The organism is Chryseobacterium sp. GP-SGM7, from assembly GCF_049166575.1.
Taxonomy (GTDB): domain Bacteria; phylum Bacteroidota; class Bacteroidia; order Flavobacteriales; family Weeksellaceae; genus Chryseobacterium.
The window spans coordinates 203,151-222,933 of sequence record NZ_JBMHFF010000001.1; the positions used below are offsets into that span (position 1 = coordinate 203,151).

The window sequence follows — 19,783 nt, forward strand, 5'->3', positions numbered from 1 at the left end:
TCTAATGACGCTTTCTGAAGTACAAAATGCAATTTCTGAAAGGAAAATTTGTGTTTTAATTCCGACTTATAACAATGAAAAGACACTTAAGAGAGTGATTGACGGTGTTTTAGATTACACCGAAAATATTATTGTTATTAATGACGGCTCTACCGATTCGACTTCAGAAATTCTTAAAAATTATACCCAAATTACTGTTTTACATCTTCCCGAAAATAAAGGAAAAGGGAATGGTTTGAAAATAGGATTCCGAAAAGCAAAAGATCTGGGCTTTAATTATGCAATCACTATCGATTCTGACGGACAGCATTATCCCGATGATATTCCTGTTTTTGTTGAAGCTTTACTAAATGAAAATGAAGATGTATTATTGATCGGAAACCGGAATATGTCGCAAGACGGAATTCCCAAGAAAAGCAGTTTTGGAAACCGTTTTTCTAATTTCTGGTTTTGGTTTGAAACAGGAATTAAACTGGAAGATACACAATCCGGTTATCGGTTATATCCTTTACATAAAATTCCAAAAAAATATTTTACTCCGAAATTTGAATTTGAAATTGAAATTATTGTACGTACAGCGTGGAGACACGTTCCAGTAAAAAATATTCCGATAAAAGTTTTGTACGATCCTACGGAAAGAGTTTCGCACTTCAGACCTTTTAAAGATTTCACGAGAATAAGTATTTTGAATACGATTTTGGTGTTTATTGCTTTGGTTTATATCATTCCTAGAAATTTTATTCTTAATTTCAGAAAAAAGAGTTTCAAAAAATTCATCAAAGAAGACATTTTAGAGAGCGAGGGCACCAATCGAGTGAAAGCATTCTCTATTGCGATGGGCGTCTTTGTAGGATTTTTGCCTTTCGGAGGATATCACACCTTGCTTGTAATTTCGTTATCCGTCGTTTTCAAGCTGAATAAAGTTCTGGCATTTATCGCATCCAACGTCAGTTTGCCACCATTTATACCGTTCATCATCGTTGCTTCCCTGTTTCTCGGTTCGCCATTCGTTTCGGGAGATGGTGACATCTTTAATCAGGAATGGAATTTTGATTTGGTAAAAAACAATGTTCTGCAGTACGTCATTGGAAGTTTAATTTTGGCGACATCAATGTCATTAATTTCAGGCATTGCGACCTATTTATTTTTGAATAGGGTGAATCCTGAGAAAAACTGATTTCGTTAAAACAAAAAAATGCAAAGCCTTTCGACTTTGCATACTTAATTTAGGTTTATGATTGAAATCTTATTTTTTAATTATTTTCTGAGAGTATGTTTTCCCATTTTTGTCAGTTAAAATTAATAAATAATTTCCTGAATTCAGTTGTTGAACAGAAAAAGATTCTCTGTCGATTTTTGTCTGTAAAACCATTCTTCCACTCAGCTCATAAACTTTTGCTTCAACAGGAATAAAATTTTTATTAGATTTAAAATTTATAACATCAACAACAGGATTTGGATAAACCGTAAACAAATCTTGAATACTCTCAACATCTTTGGTTCCTAAAAAAGTTCCCTCCACAACATGAAGCGTTGTATTTGGAGTTACATTATTAATAGTATCTACCAAACCTGAAGGCCATTTTATCACTACTTTTGTAATTGCTGTTGCCTGACCAATCCCGAAATGAGTATTTAACGTATTCATATTTCTGAATCCTACTCCACTTTGTACATCTCGGATCTGTTTTCCCCAAGTTCCGTAAATTTCAACTCTTGCGCCAATTCCGTTTCTGTTACTTTGAGTTCCCTGTAAGGTTACTTTAAGCCATTTATTGGTATTTCCGGCATTCAGCATAATGGTATTCCCATTCTGAATATCAAGAAAACCGTCATTATTAAGATCTCCTACAGGTCTGTTGTTATAATTTAAATTGTATGGTGTTGCATTCGGAATGAATTTAAAGGTTCCGTCACCAAACATAATATTATTTCCGGCTCCTAAAATATCCAAAAATCCGTCGTTATCGAAATCATATGCTACATATTCTCTGCTCAAATTATTTGAAGTATCGTAACCCGACCCTACCGAAACATCCGTAAAAGTTCCGTTACCGTTATTTTTCATCACTTTGCTGTATCCGTTTGCTGTAGAATTCATGCCGACAACAGCATCCATCCAGCCATCATTATTAAAATCCCCCCAAGCTGAAGACCAGGTCTGAACAGGATTTGCCATATTTGCTGTTGCTGCTACATTTGTAAATGTTCCATCACCATTATTTCGGTGAAGCTCATCAATATTTCCACCGGGTCCGGAACCGCCGCCGCTACATTTAGCAATAAACAAATCCATGTCTCCATCATTATCATAGTCAATCCAGATAGAGCCATAATTTCCACCGGAAGGAAAATCTCCCATTCCGCCCTGATTGTGATTCATATTTGTTCCGTCATTCATATAAAATCTGTTGGGAGCATTATCATCACAAACAAAAGCATCGAGCTTTCCATCTTTATTAATATCTACAAAATTTGTACGCTGTGTAAGAAAAGATTGAGGTTTTCTGTCTGAAGTAAAACCTGTTCCCGTTGCATTGGCTTTTACAAAAGCAATTCCGCTTCCCGAACCATACATAAGATCGTTGAAACCATTATTGTCATAATCTCCGGCCGCAATACTCCAATACGGCAGAACTATGGTATTGGGAATGGTATAAGAAACTTCATTGAAAGTACCTCCGGGTTGTTGATAAGCAATCACAATTTGAGTCGCAGTTACTACCGACACAATATCATCCAAATAATCGCCGTTCATATCTACCACACAATGATTGTAAGTTCCCGGAGCATTTACATATTGTTGTGTAAATGATAACCTGCTTGGTAAAGCAGTCGTTTCGGCAATAGAAAAATTAAAGCCAGAACTCGTCCATTTATTATCAAAAGTTATATAATATGTAGTTCCCGTGGTTGCGGAAAAAGTTACCTGAGAGGCATATCCTGAAAAGTCATCATTCGCTGCAACGCAGGTTTGAGTTCCGCAATTCCCTGTAAAAACTATAACTCGGGTATCTACATTCTGTCCTGCCAAAGCTGTTGAAACTGTAATATTACCATTTTGAGTCGCGGTATATTTATACCATAAAGCTGCATTTCCTGAAGTTCCTAGTGTGCAGGCTGTTGAAATTGGCGAACCTGAAACTGAAGGAGCGGTATGCGTTCCAAGGGTAAGATTCACTGCTGCAGCACAAGATAATTGAGCATTTCCCCATGCTATACTGAAGAATATAACAAAAAAGGATAGTGATTTTTTCATGATTATTTATTAGTTTGGTTTTATTTTTATGGACAGTTTTGATTCAAAGAATTAATCCACTGTTTTAAAAGTTCTATTCCTTCATCATGCACTACAGTTCTTCCTAATAAAGGCATTCTCATACTTTCATCCGTAGAATTCAGTCTGTAATTCATAACAGACTTATTATGATTTCCCGGAGTAATAATTTTTTCTAAAGATTGATCTATTGGCTCATCTGCGATTACACAAACTCCCATATTTGCAAGATTAGTAGTTTTATTAAAACTCAGTCGTATTGCTCTGTAATCACAACGTGCATTTTGCTGATGACAATGCGCACAATTAATATCTACATAAGAGCGCAATCTAATATCTAGAGGTTTACTTGTATCTCTGTAATCAACGGTAGAAACAATATTCGCAGGATAACTCTGAAGATAACCTTCATCTACAAGTTTCTGCAATTGATTTTTTATTCCGTTGGGATAATTATATGAAACATTAAGATTTTGAGGTTTTACACCGATCGGAACAGGTTGATTATCCAGCTTATGGCAAGCATAACATTCAGATTCAGAAGGAATTCTGTAAGCAGTGGTAATCACATCGTTATTACTTTTCTTAAATGTAATATTTTTTGAACTTCCACTTGTAAAATCTGTTCCCGTTACCAAATTTGCTTCAGTCTGGTCATCATTCCACAAATATTCTGCAAATATCCAACCGCTTGCTTTTTTTATCATCAATCTGGTCTCAATAATTTTCGTGGAATTATTGGGCTGAATAGTATTATAGTAAAAGTTTTTAATTAAGACCGTTCCTACAGGAAAATTTAAGGATTTATCATCCGAATCATATGTTGCTTTGGTCGATTCGGGCATCCAAATAAATCTTTTTTTCAGAGCATAATCGGTAAAAAGTGAACTTGCCGGTTCATAAGGAATAACTTTTTTTGAAGGATTCAGGTTTTTTAAATCTCCTGTAAAAAAAGAATACGTTGAAAGTTTTGCGTAAGGAACAGCGTTAATATTAAAATTTACAAACGGGCTTTCGGCTTCGACAGTCTCAATTTTTTCGTCAGTTTTACAGGAAGTAAGCAGTAAAAAAGAAGATAAAATTAAAATATATATATTTTTCATTAAATCATTAGTTTAGGAAAAACGAATATAATTATTTAAATCGCTCACTCCCAAACAATTTCACATAAAATAAATAATTCCAACCAAAATAATTCAATAAAATAAGTAAATAACAAAACAATATTCAATAAAATACTGGCAATAACGTATATTTTACAAAAAAATAAACTTTAATTTTTAGCCTTGCATATATATTTTTAATTCAATATTTAGGATTTTTCAAGTGCTTGTTTGTTTTTTCCAGATACTTTTTCACACTTTCTTTATCGGGAACTGTTGTAACTTCCTTTGTCAAAGCTTTTTCAAATTCAATTTTAGCTTTAGAATATTTTTTTTGTTTAAAATAATATTTTCCCGCCTGATAATAAACCAGCCAGTAATCAGGATTTAAAGATTGATAATGCACGATAAAATCCTCCGTCAAAAAATGATCATTTCCTTCAGTTGCAATTTTGAAATTCTCATTGGCCAATTTGAATTCTTCATAATCTTGATATTCTTTTGAGTCGGAAAAAGAATCTTTGGCAATATTCAAACTAGAGTTTGCGAATTTGCCATTTTTTAATCTTTTATCAGAAAAAATTTCATTTAAATCATAACACACAAATTCACCTAATTGATACGGATTCGAAGAAACCCAAACCAATTTCTTTTCAGGCGAAAAAATCACCGCATGATGGGCTAAAAGTTGATTTATTGCTTTCTCATTCCCATAGCCAATTTTTTCATCTTTCAAACCAGATTTATCCCGTAGAACAGCAGCCATTTTCTCAGGATTAAGTTTTTTATTTTGGGTTAAAAGCTCCTGAAGTTTTTCAAATCGATACTCTGAATGGCTTTCTAAAATATGTTTTTGGTTTTTTTTATCATCTTTATAAACATCTGACTGAAAATGATTTGTACAGAATACTCTGCTTGAATTGACAGCATCATAAACACCGAAATTTTTAGGTGAGACTTCAATTATTACCGCTTTTTTATCGTTTGCGCTTCCAACCATAATAGATTCGGAGACAAAAACTTTTCGTTTTCTGGCAATTGCGATCGCTTCATCGATGTTTTTTGCATACTGAAGAATCTCTCTTGTCACCAAAGAAATCGGTGTTTTTGCCGTCATCGGAATTTTAGATTTACCTGCATTAATTGTTACAGAAATCCCTTCTTTATTCATCCCTGAAACCACCCCAATCATTCCGGGCCAACTTACAGACAAATAAGGAATTCCATTTTCCGGCTCTACAAATTCAACTAATTTATTTTTGGCAAAATCATCACCTACATAAAAATCAAAATTTCTTCCGATCAACAGATTTCCGTCTTCCGAATTTTCGTTCCAAACTGCCAAAGAAGTGCAGCCCACCATCATCAGATCCTGCATAGCATGACCAATATCGTGAGCTCCGTGCAAATATAGAGTTCGTCGAAATTTTGGCGCAATAAAATTGTATTTATTTGATGAATATTGAGATAATCCGTACAACTCAGCCTGAAAATCATCACGAACGTTCAGGTACATTTTACGGTTGTACCATTTCAGAAAACCTCTCAAAAGATTCTGTTTAAACTTCGTCGGAACAAAACCTTCAACTTTTGAAAAGAAAATTTCTTCCTGTTTCTGCATTAAACTTTGCGTTAAAGCACCATTATTATAACCCAGCTGTAAAGGATTTCCTTTGATATACAATTCCCAAAGCTTTTGTTTATTCTTCGTTAAATAATTTTCATTAAAACTAAATGTAGAATCATTGATCTTCTGAACCTTTGGAATTTCCAAAGAATATTCTTGTACATCAGGAAGATACTTTATTGATTTTCTTACACCACAGGAAATCAGATTTAAAATTAAAATTAAATAAAGCACCAATCTATTTCTCATCATTGTTTATTTAAAACTTTAGTCAAACGCTCATCGATTAATTCTTTGCCCAAAATTTCTGCACAGGTATTGAAAGCACCAATTGTACAGCCCAAAATCCCATGCATATTGACCGATTGACCGGTAAGAAAAAGATTGTTAATTTTCGTACGTGGAGAAACCATCGTTTTCAGCGGATTTTCAGAGGTTTTAGAATAGCCATACATATTTCCTTCGAAACTACCGATATAATCACGATAAGAAAGCGGTGAAGAAGTGTAAATATTTTTGATTGAAGCTCTCAGATCAGGAAATTTCTTTTCTAAAGCATCAATCATTTTTTCTGCCTTTTCAAGCTTAAACTGTGCATATAACTTCCCTCTTTCATGCTCATCTGCAATTGTATTAAAGGTACTTTCCCATTCTTTCACCTCTTCAAAACTCATATAGGAAATCGCCGTTAAGCTTTCTGCAAATTCTGCGTTTTGTTTCGAAGGAGTTGAAGAAAGCATATATGTTTCTGGCCAGTGTTCTTTTTCGTATTTAAAAGCGCTCCAAACCAAATCTTTTGAAGAATAATGATAAATATTGTAATTGAAATTTTGAATTTCGTTTGGTTTTAAAACTAAATAAACACTGAAACATGATGAAACTGGTTGCCAACTTAAAATCCTGTTGACAAAAGATTTTTTCATTTTTTTTTCTCCGATCAACTTCATCATTGAACGAATTTCAATATTTGAAATGAATAGATTCGCGAAAAATTCTTTGCCGGAAGATGTTTTCACTCCTCTTAAAATTTCTTTTTCATCAAAAATCATTTCTGAGACTTCTGAATGCTTAAAAACATCAGCTCCATATTCTCTCAATTTCTTAATGAGCAATTTAGAAATCTGGCTTCCGCCTTTTACACATTTGTAAGCACTTTGGATGTAAGAATTCACAGTCAAAGCATGAACATAAAACGGCGTATTCTCAGAATCTCCGGCGTACAAAAAATTTGAACCTAATAAAACGGTCTGCAATTTTTTGTTTGAAGTGATGGATTCGATGAATCTTTTGGTATTTAAATGTAAAATTTCTTCGCTGTAATTATTTTTTCCAACCACATTATATCTTGGGAAATAATTGCAAATCTCCTGAATTTCCTGGCAATAGGTTTCTAAATTCTGTCGTTCATCAGGAAAAAACTTCACCAACTGGTCGACAAAATTTTTGTAGCCCTGTGCATGAGGATATTCTGTAGAATCGTCTCCGAATGTGATTTTATCATAGCCGTCGACTTCCATTTTCTGAAGCTCAAGGTCATTCATAATTTCCAGATAAGAAAAAAAATGATTAAGATTTTGTCCATCCGAAAGTCCGCCAATGTAGTGAACTCCCGTATCGAAGATGAGCTTATCTCTTGAAAAGGTCTGAAGATTTCCGCCATATTGGTTGCTTTTTTCTAAAACACAGACTTTTAAGCCCTCTTTCGCCAGAATTAATGCAGAAACGAGTCCTCCGAGGCCGCTGCCGATAACCAATATGTCGTAGTTTTTTTTCAAATTCTGATTATAGTTTTAATGGCAAAAGGTACAAAAGTTTATTAAACGTTTTCTATAAATTTTCTAGATTTAATCACAAGGTTCGCCAAGATTTTTTTGAATTGATTAGAAACATTTCCTGTTCTCAAAACCGTTTGCCCGAGTATGATCTTCGATTTCACTCAAAGATATTGGTTGCCATTTTTTTCTCTTTTATTAAATTTTGGATTGATTAATACTTACGCTACTAAACCTCACAGGTTTTAGAAACCTGTGAGGTTTGATGAATGACAAATTAAATTTATTTCCCACAGATTAAACCACGGATTTTTTCTCTTGATTCTTATACTTTTTACTTGACTCTTGAAAGATTGAATCTCTCGCAGCCCGACTTGAGTGGAGCTCTTTTTGTGAGGAGGCACGACGAGCAAAAAAAGCGGGAACGGAAGGCGGATACAGCTGCCCAAATAATGATTTAAAAATTAATCTACATCATCCCAGAAATCGAAGTAATTGAACCACTGAAGCGGATATTTTTTAATCATTGATTCAAGATTTTGAGTATAGGAGTTTAAAAGTCCCTGTGCATCTCGCTTTTTGATATTTTGAGCTACTCTTGCGTACAAATGATAATGAAGATTTTTTTCTTTCATCACATACACATAAACCACCGGAACGCCCAACCTGGAAGCAATCATGAAAGGTCCGGCCGGAAATTTTGCACTTTTTCCCAACAAATTTGCCTCAAGAAATTTTGAGCCTTCGAAATAACGGTCGCCAGTGAAACAGATAAGTTCGTTTTTAGACAAAGCTTTATTAATTTCAAAAATATGCGACATATCGTCTTTTACATATATGAATTTCATGTTGGTTGCCTTTACGGAAACGCTTTCGAGATATTCTTTGATGACAGTAACTTCCTGATCTGTTGTAATTAAATTAATCTGACAATCGAAATCAATGTCGGCGAAAAAATGTTCGGCAATTTCAAAATTTCCGATATGGGCACTGATAAGAACACCGCCTTTTTTTTCAGCTAAAAGATTACGGAGGTTTTCTATTCCGTCGAATTCGTAGGTGTATTTTTGTCTTAAACCTGCTGAAATCGCTGTTTTATCAATTAGTGTCTGCCCGAAAGTGAAGTAGCTTTTAAAAAGGGAAATTTTTGTTTTCCAAAAACCGTATCGGAGCCTTTTATGAAAGTAATAACAATAGTATTTGTTGCTGTTTTTTTCGAATAAAAAATAGTAGAAAGCAACGAAATATAGTACAAAATATGAGCTTCGGATTCCGATATTTCTAATGCACCAGACGAAAATCTGATACCCCAGAATGGTGCCTTTGGATTTACCTTTCCACTTGTTCATAAATTAGCTTGGTTTTAACGCAAAGTCCACTAAGATTTTTTTAAAATAATTGAAAATATTTTCGTTCGCAAAGACGTTTCACTCAGCAAAGGCTTAAAATTTAAAATAAAAATTATACGCTTTTTTCTGAAATTTTATTTTCGATTGTTGAATAGAAATCATCAAAAGTGATGATATTTTTAAAGTCTGCTTCGCCTAATTTTACTCCGAAATTAGATTCTATCACGACCACCATGTCAATATAATCTAAGCTGTCTAAGCCCAGAGTTGCTTTAAAATTTGCATCGTTGCTGATGTCGTCACCATCAACTTCAAATTCGTTTATCAAAAAATCATTAACTATTGTAATAATCTTCTCTCTTTCCATTTTTTTACTCAAATCTTTTAACAATTAATGCAGAATTGGTTCCGCCAAACCCAAAAGAATTCGACAAAAATACGTCAATTTTTTGATTTTTTGTCTCAGCAATAAGATTTATCATTTTTGCTTCTTCATCCGGGTTTTCTAAATTGATATTTGGAGCAACAAAATCGTTCTGCATCATCAGAATTGAATAGATGACCTCGCTTGCTCCTGCCATCCAACATTCGTGGCCGGTCATTGATTTTGTAGAACTCACAGGAACTTCACTTCCGAAAATCTCGTGAATTGCCTTTGCTTCATTGGCGTCACCAATTGGAGTGGAAGTTGCATGAGCATTGATATAATCGATATCTTTTGCCTGAAATCCTGATTGTTTCAAAGCTCTATTCATTGCCAAAGCCGGACCGTCGACGTTTGGTGTAGAAATATGTCCGCCGTTGGAAGAAAATCCGTAGCCAACGATTTCTGCAATAATATTTGCTCCTCTTTTCTGCGCTGATTCTAAACTTTCAACAATCAAAGAGGCAGCACCACCGCTCGGAATTAAGCCGTCTCTTTCAGAATCAAAGGGTCTTGAAGCTTTCTGCGGCTCATTTTCTCTTACTGAAAAAACGCCCAACCCGTCGAAACTTGCCATCGAATATTTATTGGTTTCCTGAGCACCACCGCAAACAATCATATCCTGAAATCCGTTTTTAATCATCATATAAGCCAGTCCCAAAGAATGAGAACCGCTTGCACAGGCTGCGCTGATGGTTAAATTAATTCCCCTTAATTTAAAGATCGTAGACAAATTCATGGTCACTGTGGAATTCATCGATTTAAAAATCGCTCCTGAACCCATCAATGTTGTATCTTTTTTTTCTCTCGCAATATCGATAGATTCTACGACGGCCTGAGAAACACTGTCGTTTCCATATAAAATTCCGACCTCGTTATGGTCTAAAAATTCCTGATCGATATTGGCTTGCTTTAAAGCATCCAATGTTGCAATGTAAGCATACTCGCTTTCTTCACCCATGCTTACACGCTGTCTTCTGTTGAGAAAGTTTTTCAAATCAGGTTTTGGGACAACTCCTGTTAACCCGGATCTGAAACCAAATTCTTTTCTGTTTTCGTCTAAAACAATCCCGGATTTACCTTGATACAGGGATTCTTTCACTTCCTCCAAAGAAGTTCCGATGCAGGAATAAATTCCCATTCCGGTAATGACTACCCTATTTTCCATTTTTTCAAATTTAACAATGTATCAATCTAACAATGTAACAATTTTAATGATTGGTAAATTGTTAGATTGATAAATTGGTACATTTTTTACGAATAAATTCCTCCGTTAATATTAATAATTTCTCCTGTGATGTACGAAGATTTTTTTGAGGCTAAAAATGCGACCAAATCTGCCACTTCTTCCGCTTCACCAAATCGGTTTGCGGGAATCATCGCCTTCAGTTCATCTTCGTTAAATTCCTTTGTCATATCTGTTTTGATAAAGCCCGGAGCAACCGCATTTACCGTAATATTTCTTTTAGCAACTTCCTGAGCCAAAGATTTTGTAGCACCAACCAAAGCGCCTTTTGCGGCTGAATAATTGGTTTGTCCAGCCGTTCCTTTTACTCCTGAAACCGAAACCATATTGATGATTCTGCCGTATTTATTTCTTAATAATTTCTGAATGAAGAAATTGGTAACATTATAAAAACCATTTAAACTCGTATTAATCACCGAGTTCCAGTCTTCACTCGGCATCCACATGAATAATCCGTCTCTTGTGATTCCGGCATTGTTGACAATCACCTCAACGATAGATTTTGGATTATTTTCCTGCCATTCGTTTAAAACTTTTTGAGTTTCTCCAGCATTTCCTACATCAAATTTCAGAATTTCTCCTGTAGAGCCCGATTCTTCAACTTTAGCTAAAGTTTCCTTTGCCGCAGCCTCGTTTGAAGTATAATTAATTAAAATATGATATTTTTTTTCTTCAGCCAGTTTTATACAGATCGCTCTCCCGATTCCTCGTGAACCTCCTGTTATGATTGCACATTTCATGTGTTTAGTTTTACGTTAAATTGTTGAATCCATTTAGGGTTCTGATTTTCATTTCCAACTTTTGTTTCTCATAGGTTTCACCTACAGCTATTGATATTGAACCCTTCGGGTTGGTTACAAATTATTTCTTCAAATAATCTTTTACATTCTGAATGTACGGATACATAATCATATCATCAGAAAACGCAGGAATAATCTTTCTTATTTCATCATACAATTCTTTTGTTTTTGATGAAATTTTATCCTGAAAACCAAGATATTCAATCGCCTGAACAATTGTAATCGCTTCAATCGACAGAACTTCAAAAGCATTTTCGATTACTTTTCTGCAAATTACGGCAGCATTCGTTCCCATACTCACAATATCCTGATTATCATTATTATTCGGAATACTGTGAACGTACATCGGATTCGACAGCATCTGACTCTCTGCTGTTGTAGAAGTTGCCGTAAACTGAACGCCCTGCATCCCAAAATTAAACCCTAATTTACCTAAATTCACAAATGGCGGCAAAATTTCGTTGATTTTTGAGTTTAAAAGATAGTTCAACTGTCTTTCAGCGAGCATTGTTAGTTTTGTAACCACAATTTTCAGTTTGTCCATTTCCAGAGAAATATAATCTCCGTGGAAATTTCCGCCGTGGTAAACATGTTTGTCTTCAACGTTAATAATTGGATTATCGTTTGCTGAATTGATTTCGTTTTCCAAAACTTTTTCAGTGAAATTTAAAGTGTCTAGTACAGGTCCTAAAATCTGGGGAACACATCTTATAGAATAATATTCCTGAACTTTTTCTTTAAAAACCTTTTCCTGCTCTTCAAAATGAGTATATAAATGATCGGCTCTTTTTCTGATTAACTTACTGTCGGACAAATGATTTCTCATCTTTTCAGCAATTTTCTGCTGTCCGATGTGAAGTTTTGTTCCATTTAAAGCTTCAGACAAATGATCATCGTAAGCCTGAACAATCTCGTTAATTGCACAAGATAATTTAATGGATATTTCGGTTAACTGATTGGCTTTATAAGCATTAACAATTCCAATTCCTGACATCACCGAAGTTCCGTTCATTAAAGCTAAACCTTCCCGAATTTCAACCTGAATTGGTTCTAAACCTTCCGATTCGAAAACTTCTTTTGTAGACTTTCTTTCGCCTTTATAGAAAACTTCTCCTTCTCCAATTAAGACTAAAGCCAAATGTGCCAACTGAACCAGATCTCCACTTGCACCAACGCCACCGTGTTCAAAAATAAGCGGTGTAACATCTCTGTTTATTAATTCTCTAAGTAAATTTACAACAGATTCATGAACGCCTGAATTTCCTAATGACAAGGTGTTTAATCTTGCCAACATACAAGCTTTCACCTCATCTGCCGGAAGCGGATTTCCGATACCTGAAGAGTGGCTTCTGATCAAATTATATTGTAACTGATGCGTATCTTCGTCACTTATTTTGAATTGAGCCATCGGTCCGAAACCTGTATTGACTCCATAAATTACTTTATTTCTTGAAAATTCTTTAAGAAAAGAAAAACTCTCATTCACCCTCTCGAGAAGTGAAGGGTCTAATTCTATGCTTTCGTTTTCGATAATAATTCTCTGAAAATCTTTCAGTTCTAAAAATTTATTTATTTTCATTAATTAAAGTAATAAGAGATAATTTTGTAAGATATAATTAATTGTCACTAATTTTGCGCAAAGATAAAAAGTTTTATTAAACAAATGGACAAAGAAATTGTTGATGTTTTGGTAATTGGAGCTGGACCTTCCGGATGCGTCTCTTCTGCTTATTTAAAGAAGAACAATATCAACGTGAAAGTGGTTGAAAAAACAAAATTTCCACGACTTGTAGTAGGCGAAAGTTTAATTCCAAGAGTGATGGATCATTTTGATGAGGCAGGGTTGTTTCCCGCTTTGGATAAAATGGGCTTTGAAAAGAAATTGGGAGCCCGGTTTATGAGAGGAAATGAGGTTTGCATTTTTGATTTCAGCAACAAATTCGGAGAAGGCTGGAACTGGACTTGGCAGGTTCCGAGAGCAGATTTTGATAATACTTTGGCTCAGGAAGTTATTAATAAAGGCATTGATCTTGAATTTGAAACTGAAGTAATAGGAATTGAATTTAATGGAACAGACTCTGTCACAACGGTAAAAAATAAAGACGGAAAAACTAAGGAAATTCATGCAAAATTTGTGATTGATTCCAGCGGTTACGGAAGAGTCTTACCGAGACTTTTAGATTTAGAAAAGCCTTCAAAATTGTCTCCACACTCTGCAATTTTTGCTCATTTGGAAGATATAAATCGTGAGGAAGGTGAGGAAGGAACTTTAATTTCATTTGACATTATTGAAACAGAAGTCTGGCTTTGGGTGATTCCTTTTTCTAACGGAAATACAAGCGTAGGAATTGTTGGCCCGACTGAATATATTGATAAACTATCTGAAAACGGAGACACCGCAGAAGCTCTGCGAAAAGCAATTTCTCTTTCTGATTATTATGTAAAACGTTTCGGGGATGTAGAATTTTTATTTGAACCAAAACATTTGAAAGATTATTCGTGCTCAGTAAAAAAATTATACGGTGACGGATTTGCTTTAACAGGAAACGCATCAGAATTTCTGGATCCGGTTTTCTCTTCGGGAATGGCTTTTGCCACCGAAGGCGGAATGACCGCAGCAAAGCTTGCAATAAAACAATTAAATGGTGAAAAGGTCGATTGGCAGACCGAATTTGCCGATTATATTTTATATGGAGTTGGCGTTTTTACAACCTATGTAAAAGAATGGTACACCGGGAATCTTCAGGAATTATTCTTCCATCAACCGGAAAATCCTGATGTAAAAAGGAAAATCTGTGCAGTTTTGGCGGGTTATGTCTGGAACAAAAAAAATACTTTTGTGAGAATCCATGATACTGCAATAAAAAATCTTGCGGAATTCATTAAAACAGAAAAAATACAATCATAAAAATATTATTCTCCCGCTTTTTCATCTTTTAACAAAAGCTGTTTAATACATGCCAAAAATATAAATCTTTTACAATCAGTAAGTAAATTAGATTCTATTAGGATAAATTAATGGTATTCAGTAACTTATAATATATTTTCTAGGAATTCAACTAAGCACAAAAATACCAGTCAAGGTTATAAAAAATACAGATTTATGTTAAGTTTTAAAGCAAAATTTTTCAACAAAAGTTAACAAAGCACAGTTTCAACTCATCTCCATGACGATTATTGGTTTATGCAAAGTGAAAACAGTCGATTATTTGCCATTAGCCAATGTTTCGACGGCAATGCTTTAGTAAAGAGTTTTATGAGCCGGATACAACGCTTTATGGCAGGTTGAAATGTTTTTCATGGCTTTTAAAAATAGTGGATTTAATGTAGAAAACACACACGTCACAGATCAAAAGAGACTCGAAAAACTATTCATGATCGTAATGATTGCCTTAGTTTGGTGCTATAAAATTGGTGACTATATCAATGAAAACATGAGGCAGTCAAAAATAGTTGTTAATTTCTTGGGGAAAGCAAAACGGTAAGCGTCGTTTTAAATGTAAGAATTGCGGCATTTATTTTACTTCAGAGAATAAATCTGTAAGCCTGAAAAACAAAGAAATTTGGTTCAGAAAATGGATTGTCGGAAAGCAGACTTATGAGCAGATTTCAGCAGAATCAGGATATTCGGTAAGTACTCTTCAGCGGTATTTTAATGTGATGCTTGAAAACGCTCCCAAGCTCTGTTACAGCCAGAACAAGGAAGTTTTTTGCTAATAGATGGGACTTACTTTTCGAAGAAAAAGTTTATCCAATGGTATCTTTTTTATAAAAATATAAAGTCGTAAAAGGTTTTTTTAAGCCATAGAGCTCTTCCAATAATTTGCAAAAAATGGATGGCAAAAGCCATCCTCTAAACTATTGTTTACAGCGCTGATCGTATTTTTGGTAAAGAACTGCGTTCGTAATCTTCGTAAAGCATTCGCTTTATCTCAATTATTCCTCAGCATTGCTTACTTCCTTTTCCAATCAACCGTTAAATATTACGAATTATTTTAGAAAAAACACCAACTATTTTTGACCACATTATCCTTTTCAATGAGAACATTTGTAAATCGGTACAAAATCAAAAAGTAATTTAAGATCTTACTCTTATTTATATTTGACAGCCTTATCTAATTCTATAGGATTATAATTTTTCGCTATTTGAAGCTGATAATCTTTTTTAATACTTTTGAGTCCTTCCAAACTACTAATGTGTTTATCAAATATAGTTAATCCCCAAGTTCCTTCTTTCATTGCATAATATTCACTGAATGGATTATTATAATTATTAATTAATATTTTTTGAAATTGTTTTAATGTAATCGATATTGGATTCATTCCTAAATTAGTTTCAACAATATTGGAAGTATCATATTCTGATAAACTTTTATTTATAGAAACTAGTTTATAATTAAAATTATCTTTAGAATCCTTTACTTCAAATATTAATCCCGGCAGTCCTCTAAATTTGTAAGGACCTTCTGAAACGGGTATTTCAGTAGAAAACCAGGCTATCCATTTTCGTCCTCCCCATTTAGCTTCTGCTTTTTGTAACTTATGATTATCTGATAATTTTGTGTCTGATAATATTTCCCAGTGGATATCATCTGTAGTAGGATAATTATAATATTTATCTGCTACATTCACAAAATTTTCGTTTACAAACAAGCCCGTTTTTCTTTTCACAACTTGTTGTATAGGAAAGCCGTATGAAATAATAGCTCTACTTCTTACCAAGGAATCCAACTTGATTAACTTTTTATAATAAAATTTTGAGTAATCTTTTTGTATATCAAGAACCATCTCAATATTTTCACTATAATTTTTTAATGAATCTAATTTGTAATTAAAATCATATATAACCCTATACTCCTGAGAATAAGAATATTGGATTAAGAAAAAGAAAAAAAGAAAATATTTATTCATTGATAGATGCTAACATGATGATTGTGCCATACTCTCCATCTAAATTCTTCAATTCATTTATCAAAAGTTTTTAAGATTTTTCGTAGTAGCATTATTAATTATTTCAAAACTAATAAATAAAGCTGAAGCAAATATAAAATCCTTCGCGATTTTATTATGAATTTTTGCTAATAATTGTGGTATATAACAATTATTTGAATACAATAAATCTACAATCAAAAATTATTGTAAAATTCAGATTACTGAAAATTCGTCAAACAAAAAACCGCTCAGAAGTCCGAGCGGTTTTTTTATATATCTGTAAGAATATTATTCTCCAGCTTTTTCTTCAGTAGAATCTGTTGATTCAGCTTTAGCTTCTTCAACTTTTTCTTCTGCTACAGGAGCTGCTTCAACAGCTACTTTTGCAGTAGTAGACCTTCTACTTCTTCTTGTCGTCTTTTTCTCCTCAGCATTAGGATTGTAAAGTTCGTTGAAATCAACTAGCTCGATAAGAGCCATGTCTGCAGCATCACCTTGTCTGAAGCCAGTCTTGATGATTCTTGTATATCCACCGTTTCTTTCTGCGATTTTAGGAGCTACTGTTCTGAAAAGTTCAGTAACTGCTTCTTTACTTTGAAGATATGCAAAAACAATTCTTCTATTGTGTGTAGTATCTTCTTTTGCCTTTGTTAATAAAGGTTCAACATATACTCTTAAAGCTTTCGCTTTAGCTACAGTAGTGTTGATTCTTTTATGCTCAATTAGAGAACAAGCCATATTAGAAAGTAAAGCGCTTCTGTGCGAAGACGTTCTTCCTAAGTGATTGAATTTTTTACCGTGTCTCATTATTATTTAATTATCAGCGTCTAATTTATATTTTGCAACGTCGAAACCGAAGTTAAGACCTTTTGAATGCACCAATTCTTCTAGTTCTGTCAAAGATTTTTTACCAAAATTTCTGAATTTCATCAAATCAGACTTACTGTAAGAAACAAGCTCGCCCAGAGTTTCTACTTCAGCTGCTTTCAGACAGTTTAAGGCTCTTACAGAAAGATCCATATCTGCTAATTTAGACTTTAGTAGTTGTCTTGTGTGAAGTGTTTCTTCATCGTACTGGATAGATGCTTTCACCGCTTCAGTCTCCAAGGTGATTCTCTCATCAGAGAATAACATGAAGTGATAAATTAATATCTTAGAAGCTTCTGTTAAAGCGTTCTGAGGGCTGATTGAGCCATCTGTTTCTATATCTAATACAAGTTTTTCGTAGTCTGTTTTTTGCTCTACACGGTAATTTTCAATACTATATTGTACTTTTTTGATCGGCGTAAAGATAGAGTCGATAGCAATAGTTCCTACAGGAGCATTGTTTGACTTGTTTTGTTCAGAAGGCACATACCCTCTTCCCTTTTCTATGTTGAACGTAATTTCAAAAGTAACATCAGAGTTTAGGTTACAGATCATTAAATCTGGATTCAAGATTTCAAATCCGTTAATAGACTTTCCTAAATCTCCAGCAGTAATTATAGTTTGACCAGAAACTTTAGCAATAACCTGCTCTGAAGCCTGGTTTTCTGCTGTAGCTTTAAGTCTTACCTGCTTAAGGTTAAGAATAATTTCGGTAACGTCTTCTATTACTCCTGGGATAGTTGAAAATTCGTGCTCTACACCTTCTATTTTGATAGATGAAATAGCGTATCCTTCCAGAGAAGAAAGTAACACTCTTCTCAAAGCATTACCGATTGTAAGCCCGAAACCTGGTTCTAAAGGACGAAATTCGAATTGACCTTTAAATTCATCAGAGTTAAGTAGAATTACTTTATCGGGTTTTATGAATTGTAAAATTGCCATATTGTTGGGTTGAGCAAAAAATTGATTAAAAAATTATTTAGAGTAAAGTTCGACGATAAGCTGTTCCTTGATGTCTTCCGGAATTTGGATTCTTTCAGGAGCAGAAATGAAGGTACCTTCTTTTTTCTCGTCGTTGAATTGTAACCACTCATAGTTTGCTTTTGATGCCAAAGCATCAGCGACTACTTCAAGAGACTTAGATTTTTCTCTTACAGCGATTACATCACCAGCTTTTACTAAATAAGATGGAATGTTAAGAATCTCACCATTCACAGTGATGTGTCTGTGAGAAGTTAACTGTCTTGCTCCAGATCTTGTTTTAGCAAAACCCAATCTGTAAACAACGTTATCCAATCTTGATTCGCAAAGCTGTAATAGAACTTCACCAGTTACACCTTTACTTCTGTGTGCTTTTTCGAATAAGTTAGCAAATTGTCTTTCTAAAATACCGTAAGTATATTTAGCTTTCTGCTTTTCCATCAACTGGACAGCATATTCAGATTTCTTTGCTCCTCTTCTTTTGTTAGGACCGTGTTGTCCTGGCGGTTGGTTTTTTCTTTTCTCGAAGTTTTTATCATCTCCGTAGATTGCAGCACCAAACTTTCTAGCAATCTTAGTTTTAGGTCCAATATATCTTGCCATAATGGGTAAATTCTAAAAATTAAACTCTTCTTCTTTTCGGTGGTCTACATCCATTGTGTGGCATTGGAGTAACATCGATAATTTCGCTTACTTCGATACCTGAATTGTGAATAGTTCTGATAGCAGATTCTCTACCTGCACCAGGACCTTTCACATACACCTTTACTCTTCTAAGACCAGCTTCGTGAGCTACAGTAGAGCAATTTTCTGCTGCCATTTGAGCAGCAAAAGGAGTGTTCTTTTTAGAACCTCTGAAACCCATTTTACCGGCAGATGCCCAAGAGATAACTTCTCCGCTTTTATTTGTTAAAGAAATGATGATGTTATTGAAAGAAGCCTGAATATGCGCTTCACCAATAGCTTCAACTTTTACTTTTCTTTTTTTAACTACTTTAGTTTGTTTTGCCATAATTCCTAACGATTATTTACTTGCTTTTTTCTTGTTAGCAACTGTTTTTCTCTTTCCTTTACGGGTTCTAGAGTTGTTTTTCGTTCTCTGGCCTCTTAAAGGTAGTCCTAGTCTGTGACGTATTCCTCGTTGGCATCCTATGTCCATTAATCTCTTAATGTTCAATTGCACTTCAGATCTAAGCTCTCCTTCCACTTTAATGTTCTCTGAGATATACGTTCTGATTGCAGCCAATTCATCGTCATTCCATTCGTTGACTTTCTTGTCTTCGCTGATACCGGCAGCCTTAAGGATTTCAGAAGATGTACTTCTTCCAACTCCGTAGATATAAGTTAAACCGATAACACCTCTTTTGTTTTTTGGTAAATCAATACCTGAAATTCTCGCCATAAT

18 protein-coding genes are annotated in these 19,783 nt (G+C 34.3%); 3 read left to right on the forward strand and 15 right to left on the reverse strand.

What is annotated here, in order from left to right; translation table 11 throughout:
- Positions 1–4 precede the first annotated feature (4 nt).
- Positions 5–1,177 carry a DUF2062 domain-containing protein gene (locus tag ACOOWA_RS00915; protein WP_421372613.1) on the forward strand — a complete coding sequence of 391 codons (1,173 nt, stop codon included), beginning with the start codon at positions 5–7 and terminating at the stop codon, positions 1,175–1,177.
- A 69-nt stretch (positions 1,178–1,246) separates the two neighbouring features.
- Here the strand turns inward: ACOOWA_RS00915 and ACOOWA_RS00920 are convergent, their stop codons facing one another.
- From ACOOWA_RS00920 to ACOOWA_RS00960, 9 genes are all read right to left on the reverse strand, one after another.
- Positions 1,247–3,259, reverse strand: coding sequence for an FG-GAP-like repeat-containing protein (locus ACOOWA_RS00920; protein WP_421372615.1), 2,013 nt, complete (start codon positions 3,257–3,259; stop codon positions 1,247–1,249).
- A gap of 26 nt (positions 3,260–3,285) precedes the next feature.
- Positions 3,286–4,380 (reverse strand): hypothetical protein, encoded by a 1,095-nt coding sequence (locus ACOOWA_RS00925; RefSeq protein ID WP_421372617.1) that lies wholly within the window; start codon positions 4,378–4,380, stop codon positions 3,286–3,288.
- Positions 4,381–4,582: 202 nt separating this feature from the next.
- Positions 4,583–6,256, reverse strand: coding sequence for a C45 family autoproteolytic acyltransferase/hydolase (locus ACOOWA_RS00930; RefSeq protein WP_421374625.1), 1,674 nt, complete (start codon positions 6,254–6,256; stop codon positions 4,583–4,585).
- Positions 6,256–7,782, reverse strand: coding sequence for a phytoene desaturase family protein (locus tag ACOOWA_RS00935; protein ID WP_421372619.1), 1,527 nt, complete (start codon positions 7,780–7,782; stop codon positions 6,256–6,258). The genes ACOOWA_RS00930 and ACOOWA_RS00935 overlap by 1 nt, the downstream gene beginning before the upstream one ends.
- Positions 7,783–8,243: 461 nt before the next feature.
- Complete coding sequence (locus tag ACOOWA_RS00940; protein WP_421372621.1) at positions 8,244–9,128, reverse strand: lipid A biosynthesis acyltransferase; 885 nt, start codon at positions 9,126–9,128, stop codon at positions 8,244–8,246.
- A 112-nt stretch (positions 9,129–9,240) separates the two neighbouring features.
- A complete protein-coding gene (locus tag ACOOWA_RS00945) occupies positions 9,241–9,495 on the reverse strand; it encodes an acyl carrier protein (RefSeq protein ID WP_421372624.1) in 255 nt (84 codons plus the stop codon).
- A gap of 4 nt (positions 9,496–9,499) precedes the next feature.
- Positions 9,500–10,720 carry a beta-ketoacyl-[acyl-carrier-protein] synthase family protein gene (locus tag ACOOWA_RS00950; protein ID WP_421372626.1) on the reverse strand — a complete coding sequence of 407 codons (1,221 nt, stop codon included), beginning with the start codon at positions 10,718–10,720 and terminating at the stop codon, positions 9,500–9,502.
- A gap of 86 nt (positions 10,721–10,806) precedes the next feature.
- Positions 10,807–11,538 (reverse strand): 3-oxoacyl-ACP reductase FabG, encoded by a 732-nt coding sequence (gene fabG / locus ACOOWA_RS00955; protein ID WP_421372628.1) that lies wholly within the window; start codon positions 11,536–11,538, stop codon positions 10,807–10,809.
- A 121-nt stretch (positions 11,539–11,659) separates the two neighbouring features.
- Positions 11,660–13,177 (reverse strand): HAL/PAL/TAL family ammonia-lyase, encoded by a 1,518-nt coding sequence (locus ACOOWA_RS00960; RefSeq protein WP_421372631.1) that lies wholly within the window; start codon positions 13,175–13,177, stop codon positions 11,660–11,662.
- A gap of 84 nt (positions 13,178–13,261) precedes the next feature.
- Between ACOOWA_RS00960 and ACOOWA_RS00965 the strand changes: the two genes are divergently transcribed.
- Both ACOOWA_RS00965 and ACOOWA_RS00970 read left to right on the forward strand, forming a co-directional pair.
- Positions 13,262–14,506: an NAD(P)/FAD-dependent oxidoreductase gene (locus tag ACOOWA_RS00965; RefSeq protein ID WP_421372633.1), complete on the forward strand. Its 1,245-nt coding sequence runs from the start codon at positions 13,262–13,264 to the stop codon at positions 14,504–14,506.
- 545 nt (positions 14,507–15,051) lie between these two features.
- Positions 15,052–15,315 (forward strand): hypothetical protein, encoded by a 264-nt coding sequence (locus ACOOWA_RS00970; protein ID WP_421372636.1) that lies wholly within the window; start codon positions 15,052–15,054, stop codon positions 15,313–15,315.
- 375 nt (positions 15,316–15,690) lie between these two features.
- Here the strand turns inward: ACOOWA_RS00970 and ACOOWA_RS00975 are convergent, their stop codons facing one another.
- The 6 genes from ACOOWA_RS00975 to rpsM form a co-directional block, all read right to left on the reverse strand.
- The gene (locus ACOOWA_RS00975; RefSeq protein ID WP_421372638.1) at positions 15,691–16,509 is read right to left on the reverse strand and encodes a GLPGLI family protein; all 819 of its coding nucleotides are present in this window, start codon (positions 16,507–16,509) and stop codon (positions 15,691–15,693) included.
- 309 nt (positions 16,510–16,818) lie between these two features.
- Positions 16,819–17,337 (reverse strand): 50S ribosomal protein L17, encoded by a 519-nt coding sequence (rplQ, locus tag ACOOWA_RS00980; RefSeq protein WP_175620693.1) that lies wholly within the window; start codon positions 17,335–17,337, stop codon positions 16,819–16,821.
- Between the two features lie 6 nt (positions 17,338–17,343).
- Positions 17,344–18,339: a DNA-directed RNA polymerase subunit alpha gene (locus tag ACOOWA_RS00985; RefSeq protein ID WP_421372641.1), complete on the reverse strand. Its 996-nt coding sequence runs from the start codon at positions 18,337–18,339 to the stop codon at positions 17,344–17,346.
- A 33-nt stretch (positions 18,340–18,372) separates the two neighbouring features.
- Positions 18,373–18,981 (reverse strand): 30S ribosomal protein S4, encoded by a 609-nt coding sequence (gene rpsD / locus ACOOWA_RS00990; protein ID WP_074230971.1) that lies wholly within the window; start codon positions 18,979–18,981, stop codon positions 18,373–18,375.
- Positions 18,982–19,000: 19 nt separating this feature from the next.
- Positions 19,001–19,390 (reverse strand): 30S ribosomal protein S11, encoded by a 390-nt coding sequence (gene rpsK, locus ACOOWA_RS00995; protein ID WP_066679832.1) that lies wholly within the window; start codon positions 19,388–19,390, stop codon positions 19,001–19,003.
- 12 nt (positions 19,391–19,402) lie between these two features.
- A complete protein-coding gene (gene rpsM / locus ACOOWA_RS01000) occupies positions 19,403–19,780 on the reverse strand; it encodes a 30S ribosomal protein S13 (protein ID WP_034678036.1) in 378 nt (125 codons plus the stop codon).
- Positions 19,781–19,783 lie beyond the last annotated feature (3 nt).

Excerpts from the sequence above, each read along its gene's own strand:
- ACOOWA_RS00915 (WP_421372613.1), top strand. The coding sequence starts at position 5 with ATGACGCTTTCTGAAGTACAAAATGCAATTTCTGAAAGGAAAATTTGT.
- ACOOWA_RS00920 (WP_421372615.1), bottom strand. The coding sequence starts at position 3,259 with ATGAAAAAATCACTATCCTTTTTTGTTATATTCTTCAGTATAGCATGG.
- ACOOWA_RS00925 (WP_421372617.1), bottom strand. The coding sequence starts at position 4,380 with ATGAAAAATATATATATTTTAATTTTATCTTCTTTTTTACTGCTTACT.
- ACOOWA_RS00930 (WP_421374625.1), bottom strand. The coding sequence starts at position 6,256 with ATGAGAAATAGATTGGTGCTTTATTTAATTTTAATTTTAAATCTGATT.
- ACOOWA_RS00940 (WP_421372621.1), bottom strand. The coding sequence starts at position 9,128 with ATGAACAAGTGGAAAGGTAAATCCAAAGGCACCATTCTGGGGTATCAG.
- ACOOWA_RS00945 (WP_421372624.1), bottom strand. The coding sequence starts at position 9,495 with ATGGAAAGAGAGAAGATTATTACAATAGTTAATGATTTTTTGATAAAC.
- ACOOWA_RS00950 (WP_421372626.1), bottom strand. The coding sequence starts at position 10,720 with ATGGAAAATAGGGTAGTCATTACCGGAATGGGAATTTATTCCTGCATC.
- fabG (WP_421372628.1), bottom strand. The coding sequence starts at position 11,538 with ATGAAATGTGCAATCATAACAGGAGGTTCACGAGGAATCGGGAGAGCG.
- ACOOWA_RS00960 (WP_421372631.1), bottom strand. The coding sequence starts at position 13,177 with ATGAAAATAAATAAATTTTTAGAACTGAAAGATTTTCAGAGAATTATT.
- ACOOWA_RS00965 (WP_421372633.1), top strand. The coding sequence starts at position 13,262 with ATGGACAAAGAAATTGTTGATGTTTTGGTAATTGGAGCTGGACCTTCC.
- ACOOWA_RS00975 (WP_421372638.1), bottom strand. The coding sequence starts at position 16,509 with ATGAATAAATATTTTCTTTTTTTCTTTTTCTTAATCCAATATTCTTAT.
- rplQ (WP_175620693.1), bottom strand. The coding sequence starts at position 17,337 with ATGAGACACGGTAAAAAATTCAATCACTTAGGAAGAACGTCTTCGCAC.
- ACOOWA_RS00985 (WP_421372641.1), bottom strand. The coding sequence starts at position 18,339 with ATGGCAATTTTACAATTCATAAAACCCGATAAAGTAATTCTACTTAAC.
- rpsD (WP_074230971.1), bottom strand. The coding sequence starts at position 18,981 with ATGGCAAGATATATTGGACCTAAAACTAAGATTGCTAGAAAGTTTGGT.
- rpsK (WP_066679832.1), bottom strand. The coding sequence starts at position 19,390 with ATGGCAAAACAAACTAAAGTAGTTAAAAAAAGAAAAGTAAAAGTTGAA.
- rpsM (WP_034678036.1), bottom strand. The coding sequence starts at position 19,780 with ATGGCGAGAATTTCAGGTATTGATTTACCAAAAAACAAAAGAGGTGTT.